This is a genomic window from Microbacterium sp. PRC9, assembly GCF_031844125.1.
In the GTDB taxonomy this organism is placed as follows: Bacteria; Actinomycetota; Actinomycetes; order Actinomycetales; family Microbacteriaceae; genus Microbacterium.
The window spans coordinates 42,655-62,756 of record NZ_JAUZUR010000009.1; the positions used below are offsets into that span (position 1 = coordinate 42,655).

Below are 20,102 nucleotides of genomic sequence, written 5' to 3' on the forward strand. Positions count from 1 at the left end.
CGTAGCGTGAGACGGTGTTCCGCCGCCTGAAGACGTCCCAGATCGTCACCGACGTCGTGATCGCGGTCGGCTTCTTCGTGATCGCGTGGCCGGTCGAGGCCCTGGTGGCCTCCGGCGCGTGGTCGAGTCTGGGCCCGGTCGGAGACGCGGTGTCCGGACTGCTCATCGCCGCCCTGTTCACCGGCGCGCTGGCGCTGCGCCGCCTGTCGCCGGCGCTGGCCCTCGGCATCGCCTGGGTCGGCGCGCTCGTGCAGATGGGGCTCGGGCGCCCGCCGAGCTTCGCGGATCTCGCGATCTTCGGCGTGCTCTACACGACCGCGGCCTACGGATCGCGGGTGGTCTACTGGGCGGGCTTCGCCTCGGCGCTCGTCGGGGCGCTCGTGATCACGGTGTACCTGTTCGCCGGGCCGCCGTTCGCCGGCGGAGGGCTGTCGTGGCAGACACTGCCGCTGGCGCTCGTCGTTCTCGTCGCGGGCGCCTTCGCGCTCGGGCTCTCCTGGACGATCGGCGCCCTCGTGCGCACCGCGGTGCGGGCGCGCGAGAACCGCGAGGCGCAGCAGCGCGCCGAGGCCGAGACCGCCGCCGAGCAGGAGCGCGTGCGCATCGCGCGCGACATGCACGACGTCGTCGCGCACTCGCTCGCGGTGGTGATCGCCCAGGCTGACGGCGCGCGCTACGCGGCATCATCGGATGCCGCGATCGCCACGGAAGCCCTCGCGACGATCTCGACCACGGCCCGCTCGGCCCTCGCCGACGTGCGGCTGCTGCTCGGGCAGCTGCGGCACCGCCAGGGCGACGGACCGCAGCCCACGATCGCCGATCTCGAGGAGCTGTACATGCAGGTGCGCACCGCCGGGGTGCAGCTGCGGGTCGACGTCGACCCGGCGCCGCCGGGCGAGCCCCCGGCGGCTGTGCAGCTCGCGGTCTACCGCATCCTGCAGGAGGCGCTGACCAACACCCTCCGGCACGGGGCCCCCGGAGGCTCCGTCGACGTGCGGCTGTCGTGGCTGTCCGACCGCGTCGAGCTCGACGTCCGCAATCCCGTCTCGCCCGGCTCGCAGCCGGGGCGGTCCGGCCACGGCATCATCGGCATGCGCGAACGCGCCCAACTCGCCGGCGGACGGCTCGACGCGGCCGACGAAGGCGGCGCCTTCACCGTGCGTGCCACCATTCCCCTCGGGGGCGCCGGTTGAGCCCGCCCGTGCACGACCGCGGATCCGCGGGTGCGGACATGTTCGGCGACACGCCGGGTCGCGGCATCCTTCCCCCGGCGTGTCGTGCCCGCCGTCCGCAGGTGCGGATCCGATGCTGTGCGCAGGAGGGCGAACGGTGATCAGAGTGGTTCTCGTCGACGACCAGTCGCTGTTCCGCGCAGGCATCCGCATGCTCATCGACTCGCAGCCCGACCTCGAGGTCGTGGCCGAGGCATCCGACGGCCGCGAGGCGATCGAGGCGGTACGCCACTCGCGGCCCGACGTCGTTCTGATGGACATCCGCATGCCCGTCATGGACGGCCTCGCCGCGACCGCCGAGCTGCTCACCGATCCCGAACCTCCGCGCATCGTGATGCTCACGACGTTCGACCTCGACGAGGCGGCCGCCCGCGCCATCCGCCAGGGGGCGAGCGGTTTCCTCCTCAAGGACGCCGACCCCGAGTTCCTCCTCGCGGCGATCCGCACCGTGCATGCGGGGTCGGCCGTGATCGCAGCATCCGCCACTCGCGAGCTGTTCGAGAGATTCACGGATGCTGCGCCCCGGCCGGTCCCGAATGCGTACGCGGACCTCACCGAGCGCGAGCGCGAGATCTTCGCCCTCGCCGCGCGCGGGCTGTCCAACGCCGAGATCGCCGCGCGCGAGTACCTGTCAGAGGCGACGGTGAAGACGCACATCAGCCGCATCCTCACGAAGCTGGGCCTGCGCGACCGCGTGCAGCTCGTGGTCTTCGCCTTCGAGCACGGTCTGGTGTAGCGCTCAGCGCCCCTCGAGGGCGGCTCGAGGTCATCCTCGAGATGTAGACGGATGCCTCTGACGGGCGACGCGGGCGACCCCGGGTCGTTCCTACCGTCGAAGCATGGAACTCTCATCGACCGACCTGGGCCTGGCCGCCCGGGTGCAGCAGCTCACCAAGACCTACGGAACCGGCGAGAGCACGGTGCACGCGCTCGACGGCGTGAGCGTCGGCATCCGCCGCGGCGAGTTCACCGCGATCATGGGCCCGTCGGGCTCGGGCAAGTCCACGCTCATGCACATCATGGCGGGACTCGACGCCCCCTCGTCGGGGCGCGCGTGGATCGGCGACACCGACATCACCGGTCTCAGCGACCTCGAGCTCACGATCCTGCGGCGCCGCCGCGTGGGGTTCGTGTTCCAGGCGTTCAACCTCGTGCCCACCCTCGACGCGCTCGGCAACATCCTGCTGCCGTTCGACCTCGACGGTCGCCGGCCCACGACCCTCGAGCGGGCGCGCATCGACGGCCTCGTCGAGCGTCTGGGACTCGCGTCCCGCCTGAACCACCGCCCCCACCAGCTGTCTGGCGGCCAGCAGCAGCGCGTCGCGATCGCCCGTGCGCTCGCGACCTCGCCCGACCTCGTGTTCGCCGACGAGCCCACGGGCAACCTCGACTCGCGCTCGGGTCGCGAGGTGCTCACGCTCCTCGCCGCCGCCACGCGCGAGCACGGCCAGTCCATCGCCATGGTCACGCACGATCCGGTCGCGGCCTCGCACGCGGACCGCGTGCTCTTCCTCGGCGACGGGCGCATCGTCGCCGACAAGCCCCGCCAGAGCGCCGAGGAGATCTCGGCCTACATGCTCGCCTCGGAGCTGGGTGCGGGCGCGGCGGTGGCGTCATGACCGCGATCGCCGAATCGGGTCGGGTGCATCTGCCCGCAGCATCCGTCCCGCGCAGCGTCGCCACACCGCTCGGGTGGCTGCGCGAGCGCGGTATGGGGGCGAGCATCCTCGTGGCCGCGATCTCGAGCGCGTTCGGCGCGATCCTGCTGAGCGCGACCGGGTTCATCGCCGCGGTGCTGCGAGCGGACCCGTTCATCGGCGAGAGCGGCATGCTCGCCGCGGTGCTCGCGATCATGAGCTTCCTGCTGATCGGCGTCGCCGTGTACGTCGCGGCCATCGTCACCGCGAACACCTTCGCGACGGTCATCGCGGGCCGCACGCGCCGCATCGCGCTGCTGCGGCTGATCGGCGCCTCGGCGCGCTCGCAGCGTTCCGAGGTCGCGCACCAGGGTCTTGTCGTCGGCGTCATCGGTGCGGTGCTCGGGCTCGTCGCCGGCACCCTCGTGTCGTGGGCGGGCGTCGCGCTGGCAGGGGCCGCGTTCGGCATCGAGGACGTGGAGTACGCCGTCGTGCAGCCGGTGCTCGTGATCCCGGCCGTCGTGGTCGCGCTCACGACCTGGGCCGCGGCGTGGGCGGGGTCCCGGCGCGTGCTGACCGTCACACCGCTGCAGGCGCTGGGCGGCTCGGTCGAGGCATCCCACGACGCGTTCACCCGCAAGGGCGCACGCAACGGCGCGGCGATCACGCTGTTCGCGATCGGCGGGGCACTGCTCGCGGGAGGCATCGCCATCGGGCTCGTCTCCCCGCTCGGCGTGATCGTCGCGTTCTTCGGCGGGATCTTCTCGTTCACCGGGCTCGCGCTCGGCGCGACGCTCGTGATGCCTCCGGTGCTGCGGCTCGTGGGCAGGCTCTTCGGGTCGTCGGCGACCGCGCGCCTGGCGTCGGAGAACGCGCTGCGCTACCCCGAGCGCTCCAGCCGCATGGCGATCGGCGTCGTGATGGGCGTGACGCTCGTGACGATGTTCGCCGTCGCACTCGAGACCGTGAAGGTCGTGCTGACGACGTCGGCCGGTGGCGAGGCCCCGCAGGAGATGACCACGCTGCTCGACACGTTCGCCGGGATCATGATGGGGCTCGTCGCGGTCTCGGCGGTCATCGCCGCCGTGGGGCTCGTGAACCTCCTCACGATCGGCGTGGTGCAGCGCCGCCGTGAGCTCGGGCTCCTGCGGGCCCTCGGCGTCTCGACGGGGCAGGTGCGGCGCATGGTGCTGCTCGAGGCCGCGCACATCACGATCACCGCGACGATCACGGGCCTCGTGCTCGGCATCGCCTACGGCTGGGCCGGCGCGCAGTCGCTGCTGGGTGCCGTGCCGATGCCGCCGTCGTTCTCGTCGCCGACGCTCGTCGCTCCGGCTGTGCCGTGGCTGCCGGTGGCGATCATCGTGGTCGCGACGGCGGTGCTCACCCTCGTCGCGGCGGTCGTGCCGACGCGGCTCGCGACGCGGGTCGTGCCCGTCGAGGCGCTCGCGGACTGAGACCGGCGTTCCCCGGTCGTTGAGCGGAGGGCACTCCAGCGCCCGAAGTCGAAACACCCTGGGTCTCCTCGGAAGCCCGGGGCGTTTCGACTCGCTCGTTCCTCGCTCGCTCAACGACCGGGGGGAATGAGCGGGACCCGACGGAAGGGGCCGTGCGCGGCGTCGGCCTCGAGCTCGATCCACTCCTCACCGCCGGTGAGGTCGTCGGTCGAGTAGAGGTCGGCGACCTCGCGCAGCGCGGTGACGAGCTGCGGCTGCGGCACGGCGCCGTCGCCCTTGCCGTGGACGTCCTGGCGGGTCGACAGGACGGCGGCGAGCCGGGGCTGCTCGGGCCCCCGGTCCTTCCACAGCGCGTGCAGCGAGCGGGGCGTGGCGTTGCGGCTGCCGTGGTGGCCGACCTTGTACAGGTCGATGCCGGCGAGCCGCTCGCGAAGCTGCGGCTCGTCCGTGAGCCGCTCCAGCGTGAGCCGCCAGTTCTCGATCTGCGCATCGCCCGGGAACAGCATCGACAGTCCCTTGATCTCCAGGAGCAGGATGATGCTGGTGTTGTTGAGGGCGTCGTCGAGGTCGCGCACCAGACGGGCCGCCGAGTGCGATCGCTGGTTCGCGAGGCGGTCGATGAGCCAGCGCACCGGACCGGGCCCGTGTGCGATCGGTGCGGGGGCGCCGGCGTCGGCGGCAGAGCCGACGACGCGCAGTGAGGCGCCGAGTGCACGGAGCCAGTACTCCGGATCGTCCTCGCGCTGCTTCGCGACGCGCGGGTCCTGATCCACCGTGGGCGGGCCGAGCACGGTCGCCCGCATCCCCGGCACCACGTCGTCGATGCCCGACTCCATCCCGGCGTGCAGGTACCTGCCCCGGTCGCCGAGTGAGAGCTCGTCCAGCAGGGCCACCGCTTCGGCGTTCTTGAGCTGGTCCTCGGCGGCCGCCCTGACATCGTCGTCGAGCCCGACGAGCTGGGTCAGCTTGGCGACGTGCTCCTGGGCCTCTGCGAGCAGCGCGGCGTACCGCACGGACGCGCTGGTGAGGCCGTTCGGCGGCTCGGCCGCCGCCAGGCCCGGGTCTCCGGGGCCGTTCGCCGTCGCCGACAGCCTCGGATCCTCGGTCCACGACCGCAGCACGAGCGTGGGTGCGAGCCTCTTCATGATGGTCGCGCCCGCGTCGACCTCGAACCCCCGCAGGTGGTCCCGGTGGCGGTGGGTGACCACGAGCACGTCGAGCCGGCCGCCTGTGTGCTTCTCGATCAGCGCGGCGACGTCGCCCATACGGCCGCGGGCCATGCCTTCGCGCGGTGAATGGCTCGTGCCGTAGTCGATGAGGATGTGCCGCTCGGAGCGGCCGTCGGAGAGCGGCTCGTCGTACTCGACGGACACCAGGAAGCAGTCGCCGAAGCCGACCTGGTACATGCGGACGCGAACGCGGATCGGAGTGCTCACCATGTCTCCCCGGAGCTCTGCTCGGTGCGGTGCAGCTCGGCGAACGTCTGCCCGCGAGCCGCCCCGTCCGAGAAGCCGAGGCGGCGCTTCGAATCCATGCGGCCGGTGCGGGCGAGGTGGTCGAGCCGCAGCTGCTGGCGACGCCAGTCGTCGAGCCGCTTCTGGATGTGCAGCTTGAGCCGGCCGAACTGGTCGAAGATCAGCGTCCCGCCGCCGAACAGCTGCACGGGCGTGCTCGGATCGATCGCCGGCGAGAGCTGGAGCCCCGACTCGTCGGTGAACTCCCGCGCGGTCATGTCGGCCATCTGGACGTATGTGGCGACCGACTCCGGCACGATCAGTCCGTCGGGACCGATCCGCTGCGTCGGCAGCACCGACTCGATCACCGTGTAGTAGTCGGTCGACACGTCGAGGCGACGGGCGTTCTGCCAGAGGAAGCGCGACACCTCGTCGCGGTCGCTGCGGAGCCCTGCGAAGTTGATCCCGAGGTAGCGGGGTGGCAGCTCCGACTCGAGCACGTCGGTCACCCGGCCGGAGGGGAGCGTGATGCCGGCCTTGGCGAACCCGTCGACCAGGAGCTTGCGGTAGCCGAGGTCGTCGTCGGGCACGACCTCGTTGTCGGCCAGCAGCACCGCGTTGAGGAGGTCGCCGAAGTCGAACTCGACGGGCGGCAGGTAGTCGAGGCCGCGGATCAGCATCGTGAGCAGCTGGGACGCCGCCTTCGCGCCCTCCTCGGCGGCCCGCGCGCGGTCGACGGTGACACCCTTGCCGGTCGCCGCCGGGCCGTTCGGCCGTGAGAACAGCGCCTGCAGCCGCATGTACCAGATGTCGATGAGCAGATCGAAGGCGATCGCCACCAGCACCTCGCCGCGCTGGTGCGGCTCGAGGAAGTCGGTCCGCTTCGCCCAGTCGGCGGGCGGCGGCTTCAGCGCCGACTCCCGCAGCGCGCCGCGGCCCTGAGTCAGCACGCTGCCGATCTGCTCGGCGACGCGGGCGAGCATGTTCTTGCGCAGCGCCTCGGGCTCCACGTGGCTTCGCGGGATGCGCCCGCTCTTGTCGGGCTTGCCGAGCGCCTGCTCGATGACCGGGCGCATCGAGAACACCGAGAGCAGGGCCACGATGTCGGCGAAGCCCTCGTGGAATGCGGCCTGGTCGGGAAGGCTCGGCTCGAGGAACCGGCCCCGCAGTCCGTCGAGCACGGCGTGCGTCGTCTCGTGCACCACCACGTCGTGGCTCAGGCACGTGTAGATCGTTTCTCCGGTCGGGTCGGCGGGCGGCACGTAGCCGAACAGCAGTGCGCGGTCCTCGAACGAGTAGTAGGCGTTCGCCTCGGCGAACGCGTGCGGCACGAGGAACAGCTGGTGGCTGCGGAATCCCCACGGAAGCCGGCGGCCCAGCGCCGTCTCGAACGTCGCGAGCGTGCGCGCGGCGGTGGCGTACACATGCTGCGCGTGGAAGGCCCAGTCGGTGCGCAGCACGTCGTCGGTCGCCTCCGCGAAGAGGTCGTCCTTGCCCAGCGGCTCGTGCTTGACGTAGCGGCCGGTGGCGGTGTCGTAGTCGACCACGTGCAGGCGGGCTCCCCGGGGTCCGTCCTCCATGCGCGACCACGGCACCTTCACGTTGGCGGTGAGGATGCTCGCGTCGTCACCGCTCACCGACGGATCCTGTGCGATGAGCCGCAGCGTGATGTGCGTGCGCGGCTCGTCGGCGGGTTCCGCGAATTCGACACCGTCCGCCATGTCACACCCCCAGGGTCTACGGCTCCACAATGCAGCGACTTGCCCCGCTCTGGAAGAGGGTCGCCGCGCAGTCCTGATACCGAGGGGGTCTGGAGCGCAAGGGGGTGCGTGAGCCGGCGCACGGGTGCAGGCTGGCCGCATGCAGATCGAGATCGTTGAGCACGAACCGCCCTATCGCGTCGGCGTGATCGTCGGCAGCCTCTCGCGCGAGTCCGTCAACCGGCGTCTGGCACTCGCCGTGCAGCGGCTCGCGCCGCCCGAACTCGAGTTCTTCGAGATCTCCTACGCCGACCTTCCGCTGTACAACCGCGACCTCGACGCCGACTATCCGCAGGCGGCGCTCGAATTCAAGGAGGCGGTGCGTTCCTCCGACGCGCTGCTCTTCGTGACGCCCGAGTACAACCGTTCGATCCCCGGCGCGCTCAAGAACGCGATCGACTGGGGCAGCCGGCCGTGGGGTCAGAACGCGTGGAGCGACAAGCCGGTCGCCGTCATCGGCGCCTCGCCCGGGCAGATCGGCACCGCCGTCGGCCAGCAGTCGCTGCGGAGCACGCTGAGCTTCCTCAACGCACGCCAGATGACCACCCCCGAGGCGTACATCCACTTCACGCCGGGGCTCATCGAGGCCGACGGCGAGGTGACCGTCGCCTCGACGGAGGAGTTCCTCCGCACCTTCATGGTGAAGTTCCTCGAGTACACCGCGCGCGTGCTGACGGTGATCCCGCAGACGTGATGATGACGGATGCCGCGGCCCGCAGCATCCTCATCACTCGTCGTCGCGTGGTTCGGGGTCGTGGGACCACGAGGGCGCGAGGGCGCGCACGCGTGCGGCGCGCCACTGCCACATGCCCCACAGCACCGGCCATAGGAGGGGCGCCGTCGGGCCGCCGATGACGAGCCGGTCGCGCCACAGCGTCTTGCCGGGCTGACCGGGCGCCGGCGACACCGCCATCTGGTGGTCCCAGACGTCGAGGCTGGCGAGCGGGCCCGTGAGCGGGATGCCGCTGTCGCGGAAGATCCGGACACGCCCGCCGGGTTCGTCCACGGAGCGCTCGCTGACGTGGATCAGCTGCCTCCCCATCGGCACCGCGCCGAACGCCGACAGCTGCACCGGCACGTCGTCGCCGGGGGTCCACGACGTCGGCAGCCCGCTCGGCACGAGCGGGGCGAGGTCCATCAGCGGGCCGTAGAGCTCGGCGACGGCGCGGGGCGAATGCACCGCCCGCCACGCGGCATCGGCGTCGCAGTCGATCACGAACTTCAGCAGAATCCGCATGCGCTCCAGTGTCGCATTCGCTTCTCCGGTTCGAGTCGGGCTTGCGCCGACGTCCACATCATGCGCTCTCGCCGAGAGCACGCGATGTGCGCGTGCACGACGTGTCGTCTCGGTGGGAGCACATGATCGGTGCGCGGGGCACCGAGGACGGCAAGAAGGATGCTGCCGCCTACGCTGGACGGATGCCCGAGAGAGCGTTCGACCAGCACCGCTACCAGGTCCGCCACGACTGGGGGATCGATGGGCTCCGTCGCCTCGCCCCCGCGGACGTCGTCGTGGTCGTCGACGTGCTCCGGTTCTCCACGACGGTGACGGATGCCGTCGCCCGGGGCGAGACCGTGCCCCTCGACCCCTCGGCGCACGCGGTGTCGATCAACGGCGCGGCCGTGGCCGACGCGACGGCGCAGTCCGGCGCCGTGGTGCTGCTCGGATGCCTCCGCAACGCCGCCGCGGTCGCCCGGGCTGTGCTCGACCTCCAGCACGAGCGCGGTGCGCGCACGAGCATCGCCGTGATCGCGGCGGGCGAGCTCGCCGGCCGTGACGCCGGCGCTCCGCTCCGGTTCGCGGTCGAGGACCAGCTCGGCGCCGGTGCGATCGTCGACGCGCTCGGCGACCTCGGCGTCGACCACACCTCGCCCGAGGCGGCGGCGGCGTGCGAGTCGTTCCGTGGGCTGCGCGGCGCCGTCCGGCACCTGCTGACGGCCAGCGGCTCCGGGCAGGAGCTTCTCGACCGCGACACCCGCGACGAGGTGCTGAACGCGGCCGCGGTGGATGCAGCATCCGTCGTCCCGGTCCTGCGCGACGGGGCGTTCGTCGCGTACTGACGCGGCTCAGTCGCGCGGGGTCATCGCGGCCAGGCGCGTCGCGCGCGTGATCTCGCGGCGCGTCCACGTGAAGGCGTGGCGCTCGTCGAAGTGCGGGGCGCACTTCGCGCACGACGTCGGCCGGGTCGCCTTGCGGTGACGGTAGGCGACGTGCCCCGCGGGGCAGACGCCGATCCACGGCGCGAGCTCGGTCGCCGTCTCGCCGTTGTGGGTGGTGCCGCCGACATAGCCGAGGTCGCGCGCGACGGCCTTCCACCGCGCGCCGTGGCCGGCACGCGGCCCGGCCAATGCGTGGGCCACCTCGTGCAGCAGCGTCTGGTGGTTGGTGTCGTCGTCGTACCGCGCCGCGAGGTAGCGCGAGACGCTGATGCGCTTGTGCGTGTAGTCGCACAGCCCGGCCCGGCGCTTCGCGTTGTCGAACGCGAAGCTCCACGAGTCGTCGAGGTGAAGGGCGATGAGGGCCTCGGCCCAGTGCCGCACGCGATGCAGATCCGACATGTGCGCGAGACTAGAACGTATCTCCGACACTCCGGCTCAGGGTGCCCACCTCAGCTGGCGACGGATGCCGCGGCCCGGCGCCGGTCGGCGGCGTCGATCGCGAGGAGGGTCGACTCGAGCTGGTCCTCGGTGGCGCCGGACTCCTGGCGCAGGAATAGCGCGCGCTTGAAGTCCTTGCGGGCGGCCTCGAAGTCGCCGGCGTCGTAGTTGACCTTGCCGCGGTGCTGGTAGGCGAAGGCCCCGATGCCGGCCCAGCCCTGCCCGTCGGCCTCTTCGGCGCACGTGGTGAGCTCCTGATCGGCGGCACCGTACGCGCCACGGGCCTGCAGCACCGTGGCGTGCAGGATGCGGGCGCGCAGCAGGTCCTTGCGGGTGCCCGCCATGCGCGCGACGCGCACCGACTGCTCCGAGATGACGAGAGCCTCGTCGGGGCGATCCAGGACCTTGAGCAGCCAGACGCGCTCGAGCAGCGCCGGAAGGCTGCGCTGATCGCCGATCTCTTCGAGCCGCTCCTGGCACTGGCTCGCGTTCACCTTCTCGCGGAGAGTGTCGGGATCGTACCCGCTGATGTAGCTCACGTCTGACTCCCTTCGCCGCGCCGGTGGCTCCTCCAGTTTGCCTTGCCGCTTCCCGGGACGCGGTCGTGCCACGCCGGGTCGCGGCATCCGTGAACCGTCAGCGGGTGAAGACGGATGCCGAGGGCTTGGGCGACGGCGTCGCGTCGGCGTCGGTGGCCACGCGCGCGCCGCGCGCGAACTCGTCGAGCTCGCGTCCTTCGGCGACCTTGGCGGGGTGCGGACCGGCGGCCATGAGGCGCGGGAGCCACTCGGTCGGAAGGGGCGCGCGGGATGCGGCGATCACGAGGTTGCCGAAGCGGCGGCCCTTGAGCGTCTGCACCTCGGCGAGCACGATCACGTGCTCGAGCACGGCCTGGACGGTCGCGACCTCGCGGCGGGCGAAGGCGAGTCCCGCGCCGTCGGCCACGTTCACGAGGAGCACTCCGTCGGGGGCGAGGAACCGTGCGGCCTCGGTGAAGAACTCCACGGTCGTGAGATGCGCGGGCGTCTGAGCGCCCGAGTAGACGTCCGAGACGACGAGGTCGGCGGCGCCCACGAGACCCGCGGGCAGGCGCCCGAGCGTCTCGCGCGCATCGCCGATGCGCACTCGGATCGAGGCGCCGCGGGCGAGCGGCAGGTTCTCGCGCACGAGGTCCCACAGCGCCGGCTCCAGCTCGACCACCTGCTGCCGCGAGCCCGGACGCGTCTGCTCGATGTACCGCGGGATCGTGAGCGCGCCGGCGCCCAGGTGGATCGCGGTCAGCGGCTGCCCGGGCATCCGCAGCCGGTCGATCACGGCACCCATGCGCGCGACGTACTCGAAGTGCAGGTGCGTCGGATCGTCGAGGTCCACGTGCGACTGCGGCGTGCCGTCGACGTCGAGCTCCCACCCGCCGGCGAACGGCGAGCGCACCACGCGGGCGAGGGTCCCATCCGAGAGCCGGACGGAGGGGACGGGTGTCTCTTCCCTCGCGCGCGCCATGCTCCCCACGTTAGCCGCATCGCCGTCGCCAGCGGTGTGCGGTTGACGGTTCTGCCCACCGTCGGCGGAGCGCCCTGCGCAGAACGCTGAACACGCAGCATCCGTATCCGCCGAAACCGAATCGAGACACAGGCGTAACCGACGGGAACGCCGCACCCGGGTAGCGTCGGAGCATCACACCCCGCTGAGGGCTTGCGCGCACCTCTGCTCCACGACGATGTGCAGCGGAGCCCACACGACATGGAAGGTGCACAGCACATGCTCCACACTGCGAGAAGGCGCTGGCTCGCCGGCGCCGCCGCGGTCGCCGTCGGCGCGATCGTCCTCACCGCCTGCGCGAGTCAGCGCGACGACGGCGGCGGAGACGAGCAGGCGAGCGACGTCGACTCGACGTTCGTTTTCGGCGCGTCGGGAGACCCGGCCAGCCTCGACCCCGCGTTCGCGAGCGACGGCGAGACGTTCCGCGTCGCGCGCCAGATGTTCGAGGGCCTGGTGGGCACGGTGCCCGGGACGGCCGACCCCGCGCCCCTCCTCGCCAAGAGCTGGGAGCAGCCCGACGACACGACCTACGTCTTCACCCTCGAAGAGGGCGTGAAGTTCCACGACGGCACCGACTTCAACGCTGAGGCCGTCTGCTACAACTTCGACCGTCAGAACGCCTTCACCGGCGTCGCCGCGTCGCAGAGCATGGCCTACTACTGGGGCGTCATCATGCGCGGCTTCGGCGACGAGTCGATCTACGACTCCTGCACGGCCGACAGTGAGACCCAGGCGACGATCACGCTGAAGCAGCCGTTCGCCGGGTTCATCCCGGCGCTGTCGCTGCCGTCGTTCTCGATCCAGAGCCCGGACGCTCTCGAGGAGTACGGCGCCGACGATGTCGGCGGCACCGAGGAGGCGCCTGTCCAGAGCGAGTACGGCCAGGGCCACCCCACCGGCACCGGGCCCTTCGTCTTCGACTCGATCTCGCTCGGCGAGCAGACCGTGCTCAAGGCGAACCCCGACTACTGGGGCGAGCAGGGCGACGTCCAGGAAGTCATCTTCCGCGTCATCGGCGACACGACGGCCCGCCGTCAGGCGCTCGAGGCCGGCAGCATCGACGGCTACGACCTCGTCGCACCGGCCGACCTGCAGGCGCTCGAGGACGCCGGCTTCTCGCTGGTGAACCGCGACCCGTTCAACGTCCTGTACCTCGGCATGAACCAGGCCGCCCCCGGCCTGTCAGAGCCCAAGGTGCGCCAGGCGATCGCGCACGCGATCGACAAGGACGCGCTCATCACGCAGGTGCTCCCCGAGGGCACCGTCGCCGCGAGCCAGTTCATGCCGGACGCCGTGATCGGCTGGAACGAGGACGTCACCCAGTACGACTACGACCCGGAGGCCGCCAAGGCGCTCCTGGCCGAGGCCGGCTACAGCGAGGCGAACCCGCTGACGATCACGTTCAACTACCCCGTGAACATCTCGCGCCCCTACATGCCCAACCCCGAGCAGATCTTCACGAACCTGCAGAGCCAGCTCGAGGCTGTGGGCATCGTGCTCAACCCCGTCACCAACGAGTGGGTCGAGTACCTCGACCTGATCCAGGGCGGTACCGAGCACGGCATCCACCTGCTCGGCTGGACCGGCGACTACAACGACCCCGACAACTTCGTGGGCACGTTCTTCGGCCTGCCCACCAACGAGTGGGGCTTCGACAACGCCGAGCTGTTCCAGGCGCTCACCGACGCTCGCGGACTCGCGACCGAGGAGGAGCAGGAGGCCGCCTACAAGGCGATCAACGAGCAGATCATGGAGTTCCTGCCGGGCATCCCGCTGGCGCATCCGGTTCCGACGCTCGCCTTCGACGCGCGCGTCACGTCCTACCCGGCCAGCCCGGTGCAGGACGAGGTGTACAACATGGTCGAGCTCAGCGAGTGACGCCGTGACCGGATGCCCCGTCCCGGCGACAGCGCCGGGACGGGGCATCCGGTTCCCCCCGTCGGCTCGCCACGCGGCCACCGGTCGCCGTCCCCGGAGATTCCCACGTGCTACGCACCATCGGCAGGCGCCTCCTCCTGCTCGTCCCGACCCTGTTCGGGTTGACCATCCTGTTGTTCTTCTGGGTGCGCGCCCTGCCCGGCGGGCCGGCCGTCGCCCTCCTCGGCGAGCGGGCGACGCCCGAGCGGGTCGCCGAGATCAACGAGCTCTACGGCTTCAACGAGCCGCTCATCGCGCAGTACTTCACGTGGCTCGGACAGCTGCTGCAAGGAAACTTCGGGGTCTCGATCCAGACGCAGCGTCCCGTGACCGAGGAGTTCACCCGGCGCTTTCCGGCCACCCTCGAGCTCACGATGTTCGCGATCATCCTCGCGGTCGGCGTGGGCATCGCGATCGGCTACTGGGCCGCCCGCCGCCACGGCAAGGCCGCCGACCACTTCGCGGTGTTCGCGAGCCTCATCGGCATCACGATCCCGGTCTTCTTCCTCGGCGTCATCCTCAAGTGGGTGTTCGCCGTCCAGCTCGGCTGGCTCCCCTCCGACGGCCGTCAGGATCCGCGCCTCGACGCGACGCACTACACGAACTTCTACGTGCTCGACGGCATCATCACGGGCGAATGGGATGCCGCGTGGGACGCGTTCCTGCACCTGATCCTGCCGGGAATCGCCCTGGCGACGATCCCGCTCGCGATCATCACGCGCATCACCCGCGCCTCGGTGCTCGAGGTCCAGAACTCGGACTACGTGCGCACCGGCATGGCGAAGGGCATCTCGCGCTCGACCATCCGCGGCCGTTTCATCCTGCGCAACTCGCTGCTGCCGGTCGTGACCACGATCGGCCTCCAGTTCGGCCTGCTGCTGTCGGGGGCGATCCTGACCGAGTCGGTGTTCGCCTATCCCGGCATCGGGTCGTTCCTCTCCCGCGCCATCTTCACGCGCGACTACCCCGTGCTGCAGGGTTTCATCCTCTTCATCGCCGTCATCTACGCGCTCATCAACCTCGCGGTGGACGTGTCGTACAGCTTCATCGACCCGAGAGTGCGGGTGCAGTGATGATGCGCATCGAGATCGGAGGTGCGGCATGACGTCCGCGATGCTTCCCCCCGCCCCCAGCGGCGGCCCTGTCGACGACACCGCGGTCGACGACAAGGAGCTGCTCGCCGCGAAGACCCGCGGCGGCGGCTTCTGGCGCGACGTCTTCCGGCGTCTGCGCCGCAACCCGAGCGCGTGGGTCGGCGCCGTCATCATCTCGATCTTCGTGCTCGTGGCGGTCTTCGCGCCCTGGCTGGCGCCGTACGGTCCCGAGGAGCTGCCCGGCCAGCAGTACATCACGCCGGGCCACATCCCCGGCCCGGGCGAGATCCCCGGCTTCCCCCTCGGCTTCGACCGCTTCGGCGGTGACATGCTGTCGAAGCTCATCTGGGGCGCACGCGCGTCGCTCGTGATCGGCATCGTGTCGACGCTCCTCGGACTCATCGGCGGCATGATCCTCGGCCTCGTCGCGGCCACGTTCGGCGGCTGGGTCGACACGCTCATCATGCGCTTCGTCGACATCCTGCTGTCAGTGCCGTCGCTGCTGCTCGCCGTCTCGATCGCGGCGCTCATGGGCCAGACGCCCCTCGCGATCATGATCGCGATCGGCGCCGCCCAGGTGCCGATCTTCGCGCGACTGCTGCGGGCGTCGATGCTGCAGCAGAGATCGAGCGACTACGTGCTCTCGGCGGCGACGCTCGGCCTCGGCCGCGGACGGATCACGATGAGCCACGTGCTCCCGAACGCGGTCGGCCCGGTCATCGTCCAGGCGACGCTGACGCTCGCGACCGCGGTCATCGAGGCCGCCGGCCTGTCGTATCTCGGCCTCGGCGGCGGCGTGCCCCAGACCGCCGAATGGGGCCGTATGCTCACCTACGCGCAGCTGGAGCTCGCCGTCAACCCGTGGATCGCGATCCTGCCGGGCATCTGCATCACGGTGACCGCGCTGGGCTTTACACTCCTCGGCGAGGCCCTGCGCGAGGCGATGGATCCCCGCACCCGCGCGCGCTGACCCCCGGCATGCTCGGGGGTCGGTGGAAGCCGGGCGCTGAGCCGTCGTACCGAGAAGTCAGACGGCGATGTCGAGCTCGTTGCCCGGGATCGAGGCGAGCAGGCGCCGCGTGTACGGGTCGCGCGGGTTCGTGAAGATCTCCTCGGAGGACGCCGCCTCGACGAGCTGCCCGTCCTTCATGACGCAGACGTAGTCGCTGATGAGGCGGACCACCGCGAGGTCGTGCGAGATGAACAGGTAGCTCAGGCCGTACTCGCGCTGCAGGTCCCGCAGAAGCGTCAGCACCTGGTCCTGCACGAGCACGTCGAGCGCCGACACGGGCTCGTCGCAGACGATGAGGTCGGGGGAGAGCGCGAGGGCGCGGGCGATCGCGACGCGCTGCCGCTGGCCGCCCGACAGCTCCGACGGATACCGGCGCAGCATCGACTGCGGCAGTGCGACGTCGTCGAGCAGCTGCCGCACGCGTGCGGCGCGGTCCTTCGACGATCCGCGCTTGTAGAAGTCGAGCGGCTCCGAGATGATCCGCTCGATCGAGAACATGGGGTTCAGCGACGAGTAGGGGTCCTGGAAGATCGGCTGCACGCGCTGGCGGAACTGCTTGAGGGCGCCTCCCTTGAGCGTCGCGACGTCCTGGCCGTCGAAGCGGATGGACCCGCTCGTCGGCTCGAAGACGCGCAGCACCATGCGCGCCGTCGTGGTCTTGCCCGACCCCGACTCGCCCACGATCGCGACGGTCTCGCCGCGCGGGATGGAGAACGACACGTCCTGCACGGCCGCGAAGTCCTCTTTCGAGCCGCGCACCTGGTAGATCTTCGTCAGGCCCTCGACCTCGACGATGTAGTCGGGAGCGGATGCCTCGGCCTCAGGCTCGGTGATCGCGCCGGTCGAGCCCGGCGTCGCATCGGCCGGGTGCTCGGCGGGCACCGGCCCGGACACGGAGGCGGGTGCGGCATCCGTCGCCGAATCGGCGACGGCGATGTCAGGCTCGGGCGTCGCGGGGGCGACCGCGCGGAACACCTCGGGGCGCAGCCGCACGGCCGCGACCGACGGGGCCGCCTTGACGAGCGCCTGCGTGTACGGATGCTGCGGATCTTCGAGGATCTGCCGCGCAGGGCCTTGCTCCACGATGCGGCCACGATTCATCACGACGACGCGCGACGCCCGCTCGGCTGCCAGGCCCAGGTCGTGGGTGATGAGCATGACCGACGTCCCGCGTTCGCTCGTCATCCGCTCGAGCTGGTCGAGGATCGTCTTCTGCACCGTGACGTCGAGCGCGCTCGTGGGCTCGTCGGCGATCAGCAGCTTGGGGTCGCACGCGAGGCCGATCGCGATGAGCGCGCGCTGCCTCATGCCGCCCGAGAACTCATGAGGGTACTGCTTGGCCCGGTCGGCCGCGTTCGGGAGACCCGCCGCGGCGAGAGTCTCGACCACCTTGCGGTCGACATCCTTGCGGGTGGCGAGTCCGTGCGCGAGGAGTGTCTCGGCGATCTGCGAGCCGATCTTGGTGACGGGATTGAGGTTCGACATCGGGTCCTGCGGCACGAGCCCGATCGAGCGTCCGCGGATGGTGCGCATGACCCCTTCCGAGGCCCCGACGAGGTCTTCGCCCTCGAACAGGATGCTTCCCTTGGTGACCTTGCCATTGCCGGGCAGCAGCCCGATGACCGCCATCGCGGTCGTCGACTTGCCCGATCCCGACTCGCCGACGATGGCGAGCGTCTCGCCCGCGGCGAGGTCGAGGTCGACGCCTTCGACGGCGTGCACCGGCCCGTCGATGGTCTGGAAGTCGACGGCGATGTCGCGGACCTGGAGCAGCGGCGCTCCGGCCACGACGCGTTCGGTGGTTCGGGCCATGCGGTCCATCCTGCCCGGCGGAGTCGTTTCGCGCACCGATGCGGAGTCAGCCTTTACGGATCCGTAACGCGGGCGCGCCCCGAGGTGCCGTGGAACCGTGGAGTTCCGCCGGCGGGCTGTCCGCTGCGCGGCGGCAGTACCGTGGAGCAATGGCGGCCATCGACCTCAACGCCGACCTCGGCGAGACCGTGGACGGGGTGCCCACGGCAGACGACGAGGCGATGTTCGCGGTCATCTCGAGCGCGAACGTGGCCTGCGGCGGGCACGCGGGCGACGCTGTCTCGATGCGCGAGGCCGTGGTCCGCGCCGAGCGATTCGGTGTCGCCGTCGGGGCCCACCCGTCGTACCCCGATCGCGCGAGCTTCGGCCGGGTCGCCGTCATCATCGATCCCGCCGAACTCGCTGCGACGGTCGCGGAACAGCTCGCCGCGCTCGCCGACGCCGGCGCCGACCTCCGCTACGTCAAGCCCCACGGAGCGCTGTACCACGAGGTCACCGTCGACCGCGAGAAGGCCGATGCCGTCGCCCGGGCGATCGCGGACCGCTCCGCGCTGCTCGGCCGGCCCTTGCCCGTGCTGGGCCTGGGCGGTGAGATCGCGAGGGCGGCGGCATCCGTCGGCCTGCCGTTCGTCCACGAGGCGTTCCTCGATCGCGGCTACCTCCCTGACGGCTCGCTCGTGCCGCGAACGCAGCCGGGCGCACTGCTCGACGACCCCGCGCTGGTGGCGGCGAGGGCCGTCCGCCTCGCGGACGAGGGCGTGGTCGAGGCGGTCGACGGCTCCCTCGTGCACGCGGATGCCGCGTCGCTGTGCGTGCACGGCGACTCGCCGTCGGCGGTCGACATGGCCCGCGCCGTGCGCGCGGCGCTCGACGCCGCCGGCGTGGAGGTGCGGGCGCCGTGGTGAGCCCGCGCGTGCGGCCGATGGGGGAGCGCGCGTTCCTCCTCGAGGTCGGCGCCCTCGATGAGGTGCTTCCGCTCCACGCCGCGCTCGCCGCCTCGCGTCCGGAGGGCGTCATAGACCTCGTCCCCGCCGCGCGCACGGTGCTCGTGCGGGTCGATCCGCGGGTGCTGCCGGCAGCGGCCGCGCGTGCGTGGGCGCTCGGTGCGGCGACCGAGACCCGCGAGGCGACGGATGCTGCGGCCCCGCCCGTCGAGCTCGACATCGCGTACGACGGGGCCGACCTGGCCGACACCGCGCGCCTGCTGGGGGTCGACGCCCACGAACTCGCGCGGCGCCACGCCGAGGCGGACTGGCGGGTCGCGTTCACGGGCTTCGCGCCCGGCTTCGGGTACCTCGTGAGCGACGACTGGACCTTCGACGTGCCCCGGCTCGAGTCGCCCCGCACCCGGGTGCCCGCCGGGTCGGTGGGGCTCGCCGGCGCCTTCAGCGGCGCCTACCCGCGCGACACCCCCGGTGGCTGGCGGCTCATCGGCACGACCACGGCGCCCCTTTTCGACCCGGATGCCGCGTCCCCCGCGCTGCTCTCACCGGGAGCGCGCGTGCGGTTCCGCCCGGTGCCCGCTGCGGTTTCCGGTGCCCGCCCGACCCCGATCGAGAGCCGCTCGCCTGTGGCGAACGGTCGGCCGGGGCAGCAGGTTGTGACAGGTGAGCGGCCGCAGGCCGGGGAAGCCGGGCCGCCTGCGGGCGAGCGGGCGACGGGGCGCAGCATCCGTGTCGCCGAACCAGGCCTCTTGACGACCGTGCAGGATCTCGGGCGCGAAGGCGCGGGCTCGGTCGGCGTCGCCGTGTCGGGGGCGCTCGACCGCGGAGCGCTGCGCACCGCGAATCGCCTGGTCGGAAACCCCGAGGGCGCCGCCGGCCTCGAGATCACCATGGGTGGCCTGCGCGCCGTGGCCACCGCCGATCTCTGGCTCGCCGTCACCGGCGCCTGGGGCACGGTGCGGATCGACGGACGCGAGGTGGATCCGTACCAGGCGCACGCGTGGCCCGCCGGAGCAGAGCTGCACCTCGACTGGTTCGTGCACGGCGCCCGCGGCTACATCGCTGTGCGCGGCGGCCTCGACGCCCGCGTCGTGCTCGGGTCGCGCGCGACCGATCTGCTCGCGGGACTCGGGCCCGCGGCGCTGCGCGCCGGCGACCTCGTGCCGGTGCGCGACGACGCGTCGGCACCGATCCCGGTCGCCCCGCCCGGCGCATGGGGGGCGCCGCACGACGACGAGCTCGAGCTCGATCTGGCTCCCGGGCCTCGCGCCGACTGGTTCACCCCGGCCGCGCTCGCGACCCTGTACGACTCGGTGTGGACGGTCTCGAACCACGCCGACCGCGTCGGCGCGCGCCTCGACGGTGCCGAGCTGCCGCGTCTGCGCACCGGCGAGCTCGCGAGCGAGGGCATGGTGCCGGGTGCGCTGCAGGTGCCGCCGAGCGGCCGGCCCACGATCCTCCTCGCCGACGGTCCGGTCACCGGCGGCTATCCGGTGATCGCGGTGGTGACGGATGCCGGCCTCGACCTCGTCGCTCAGGCCCGGCCGGGTACCCGCATCCGCTTCCGGCACGCGCGCCCGGGCGGCTGAGCCACACATCCCGGGCAACCGGCCCTGCCGACCCGAGGAGATCTGCGGAACCGAGGA

Annotated in this window: 18 protein-coding genes; 11 read left to right on the forward strand and 7 right to left on the reverse strand. The window is 71.6% G+C overall.

From position 1 onward, the window contains the following. Window positions 1-14 precede the first annotated feature (14 nt). From Q9R33_RS18395 to Q9R33_RS18410, 4 genes are all read left to right on the forward strand, one after another. Window positions 15-1,193 (forward strand): histidine kinase, encoded by a 1,179-nt coding sequence (locus Q9R33_RS18395; protein WP_311294653.1) that lies wholly within the window; start codon window positions 15-17, stop codon window positions 1,191-1,193. Window positions 1,194-1,305: 112 nt separating this feature from the next. Then, window positions 1,306-1,968, forward strand: a complete 663-nt coding sequence (locus Q9R33_RS18400) for a response regulator transcription factor (RefSeq protein WP_310250086.1) — start codon at window positions 1,306-1,308, stop codon at window positions 1,966-1,968. Window positions 1,969-2,071: 103 nt separating this feature from the next. Then, window positions 2,072-2,851 carry an ABC transporter ATP-binding protein gene (locus Q9R33_RS18405; protein ID WP_056372341.1) on the forward strand — a complete coding sequence of 260 codons (780 nt, stop codon included), beginning with the start codon at window positions 2,072-2,074 and terminating at the stop codon, window positions 2,849-2,851. Next, window positions 2,848-4,326 carry an FtsX-like permease family protein gene (locus Q9R33_RS18410; protein WP_311294654.1) on the forward strand — a complete coding sequence of 493 codons (1,479 nt, stop codon included), beginning with the start codon at window positions 2,848-2,850 and terminating at the stop codon, window positions 4,324-4,326. Before Q9R33_RS18405 ends, Q9R33_RS18410 begins: the two co-directional genes overlap by 4 nt. A 110-nt stretch (window positions 4,327-4,436) precedes the next feature. Here Q9R33_RS18410 and Q9R33_RS18415 read toward each other — a convergent pair whose 3' ends face one another. Both Q9R33_RS18415 and Q9R33_RS18420 read right to left on the reverse strand, forming a co-directional pair. Continuing rightward, entirely contained in the window at window positions 4,437-5,762 is a 1,326-nt protein-coding gene (locus Q9R33_RS18415) for a hypothetical protein (RefSeq protein ID WP_311294655.1), read from the reverse strand. After that, on the reverse strand, window positions 5,759-7,501 hold the full coding sequence (locus Q9R33_RS18420) for a hypothetical protein (protein ID WP_311294656.1): 1,743 nt from the start codon (window positions 7,499-7,501) through the stop codon (window positions 5,759-5,761). Before Q9R33_RS18420 ends, Q9R33_RS18415 begins: the two co-directional genes overlap by 4 nt. 139 nt (window positions 7,502-7,640) lie before the next feature. Between Q9R33_RS18420 and Q9R33_RS18425 the strand changes: the two genes are divergently transcribed. Then, window positions 7,641-8,234: an NADPH-dependent FMN reductase gene (locus tag Q9R33_RS18425; RefSeq protein ID WP_056372348.1), complete on the forward strand. Its 594-nt coding sequence runs from the start codon at window positions 7,641-7,643 to the stop codon at window positions 8,232-8,234. Between the two features lie 33 nt (window positions 8,235-8,267). Here Q9R33_RS18425 and Q9R33_RS18430 read toward each other — a convergent pair whose 3' ends face one another. After that, on the reverse strand, window positions 8,268-8,777 hold the full coding sequence (locus Q9R33_RS18430) for a hypothetical protein (RefSeq protein WP_311294657.1): 510 nt from the start codon (window positions 8,775-8,777) through the stop codon (window positions 8,268-8,270). 182 nt (window positions 8,778-8,959) lie between these two features. Here Q9R33_RS18430 and Q9R33_RS18435 point away from each other — a divergent pair, with 182 nt between their 5' ends. Then, on the forward strand, window positions 8,960-9,601 hold the full coding sequence (locus Q9R33_RS18435; RefSeq protein ID WP_311294658.1) for a 2-phosphosulfolactate phosphatase: 642 nt from the start codon (window positions 8,960-8,962) through the stop codon (window positions 9,599-9,601). A 6-nt stretch (window positions 9,602-9,607) separates the two neighbouring features. On the opposite strand, the gene Q9R33_RS18440 is transcribed toward Q9R33_RS18435, so the two are convergent. The 3 genes from Q9R33_RS18440 to Q9R33_RS18450 all read right to left on the reverse strand — a co-directional run bounded on the left by Q9R33_RS18440 (window position 9,608) and on the right by Q9R33_RS18450 (window position 11,638). Further along, a complete protein-coding gene (locus Q9R33_RS18440) occupies window positions 9,608-10,099 on the reverse strand; it encodes a SprT-like domain-containing protein (RefSeq protein WP_056372354.1) in 492 nt (163 codons plus the stop codon). 50 nt (window positions 10,100-10,149) lie between these two features. Beyond that, on the reverse strand, window positions 10,150-10,677 hold the full coding sequence (locus tag Q9R33_RS18445) for a hypothetical protein (RefSeq protein ID WP_056372356.1): 528 nt from the start codon (window positions 10,675-10,677) through the stop codon (window positions 10,150-10,152). A gap of 97 nt (window positions 10,678-10,774) precedes the next feature. Beyond that, window positions 10,775-11,638 (reverse strand): fused MFS/spermidine synthase, encoded by an 864-nt coding sequence (locus tag Q9R33_RS18450; protein WP_311294659.1) that lies wholly within the window; start codon window positions 11,636-11,638, stop codon window positions 10,775-10,777. Between the two features lie 258 nt (window positions 11,639-11,896). On the opposite strand from Q9R33_RS18450, the gene Q9R33_RS18455 reads away from it, so the two are divergent. The 3 genes from Q9R33_RS18455 to Q9R33_RS18465 all read left to right on the forward strand — a co-directional run bounded on the left by Q9R33_RS18455 (window position 11,897) and on the right by Q9R33_RS18465 (window position 15,658). Further along, window positions 11,897-13,555, forward strand: coding sequence for an ABC transporter substrate-binding protein (locus Q9R33_RS18455; RefSeq protein WP_056372360.1), 1,659 nt, complete (start codon window positions 11,897-11,899; stop codon window positions 13,553-13,555). Between the two features lie 107 nt (window positions 13,556-13,662). Continuing rightward, on the forward strand, window positions 13,663-14,667 hold the full coding sequence (locus Q9R33_RS18460) for an ABC transporter permease (RefSeq protein WP_056372363.1): 1,005 nt from the start codon (window positions 13,663-13,665) through the stop codon (window positions 14,665-14,667). A 28-nt stretch (window positions 14,668-14,695) separates the two neighbouring features. Beyond that, complete coding sequence (locus tag Q9R33_RS18465; protein ID WP_056372365.1) at window positions 14,696-15,658, forward strand: ABC transporter permease; 963 nt, start codon at window positions 14,696-14,698, stop codon at window positions 15,656-15,658. A gap of 57 nt (window positions 15,659-15,715) precedes the next feature. Here the strand turns inward: Q9R33_RS18465 and Q9R33_RS18470 are convergent, their stop codons facing one another. Beyond that, window positions 15,716-17,512: an ABC transporter ATP-binding protein gene (locus Q9R33_RS18470; RefSeq protein WP_311294660.1), complete on the reverse strand. Its 1,797-nt coding sequence runs from the start codon at window positions 17,510-17,512 to the stop codon at window positions 15,716-15,718. 149 nt (window positions 17,513-17,661) lie between these two features. Between Q9R33_RS18470 and Q9R33_RS18475 the strand changes: the two genes are divergently transcribed. Further along, window positions 17,662-18,417 carry a LamB/YcsF family protein gene (locus tag Q9R33_RS18475; protein WP_056372368.1) on the forward strand — a complete coding sequence of 252 codons (756 nt, stop codon included), beginning with the start codon at window positions 17,662-17,664 and terminating at the stop codon, window positions 18,415-18,417. 17 nt (window positions 18,418-18,434) lie between these two features. Then, window positions 18,435-20,045, forward strand: a complete 1,611-nt coding sequence (locus Q9R33_RS18480; protein ID WP_396654131.1) for a 5-oxoprolinase/urea amidolyase family protein — start codon at window positions 18,435-18,437, stop codon at window positions 20,043-20,045. Window positions 20,046-20,102: the final 57 nt, after the last annotated feature.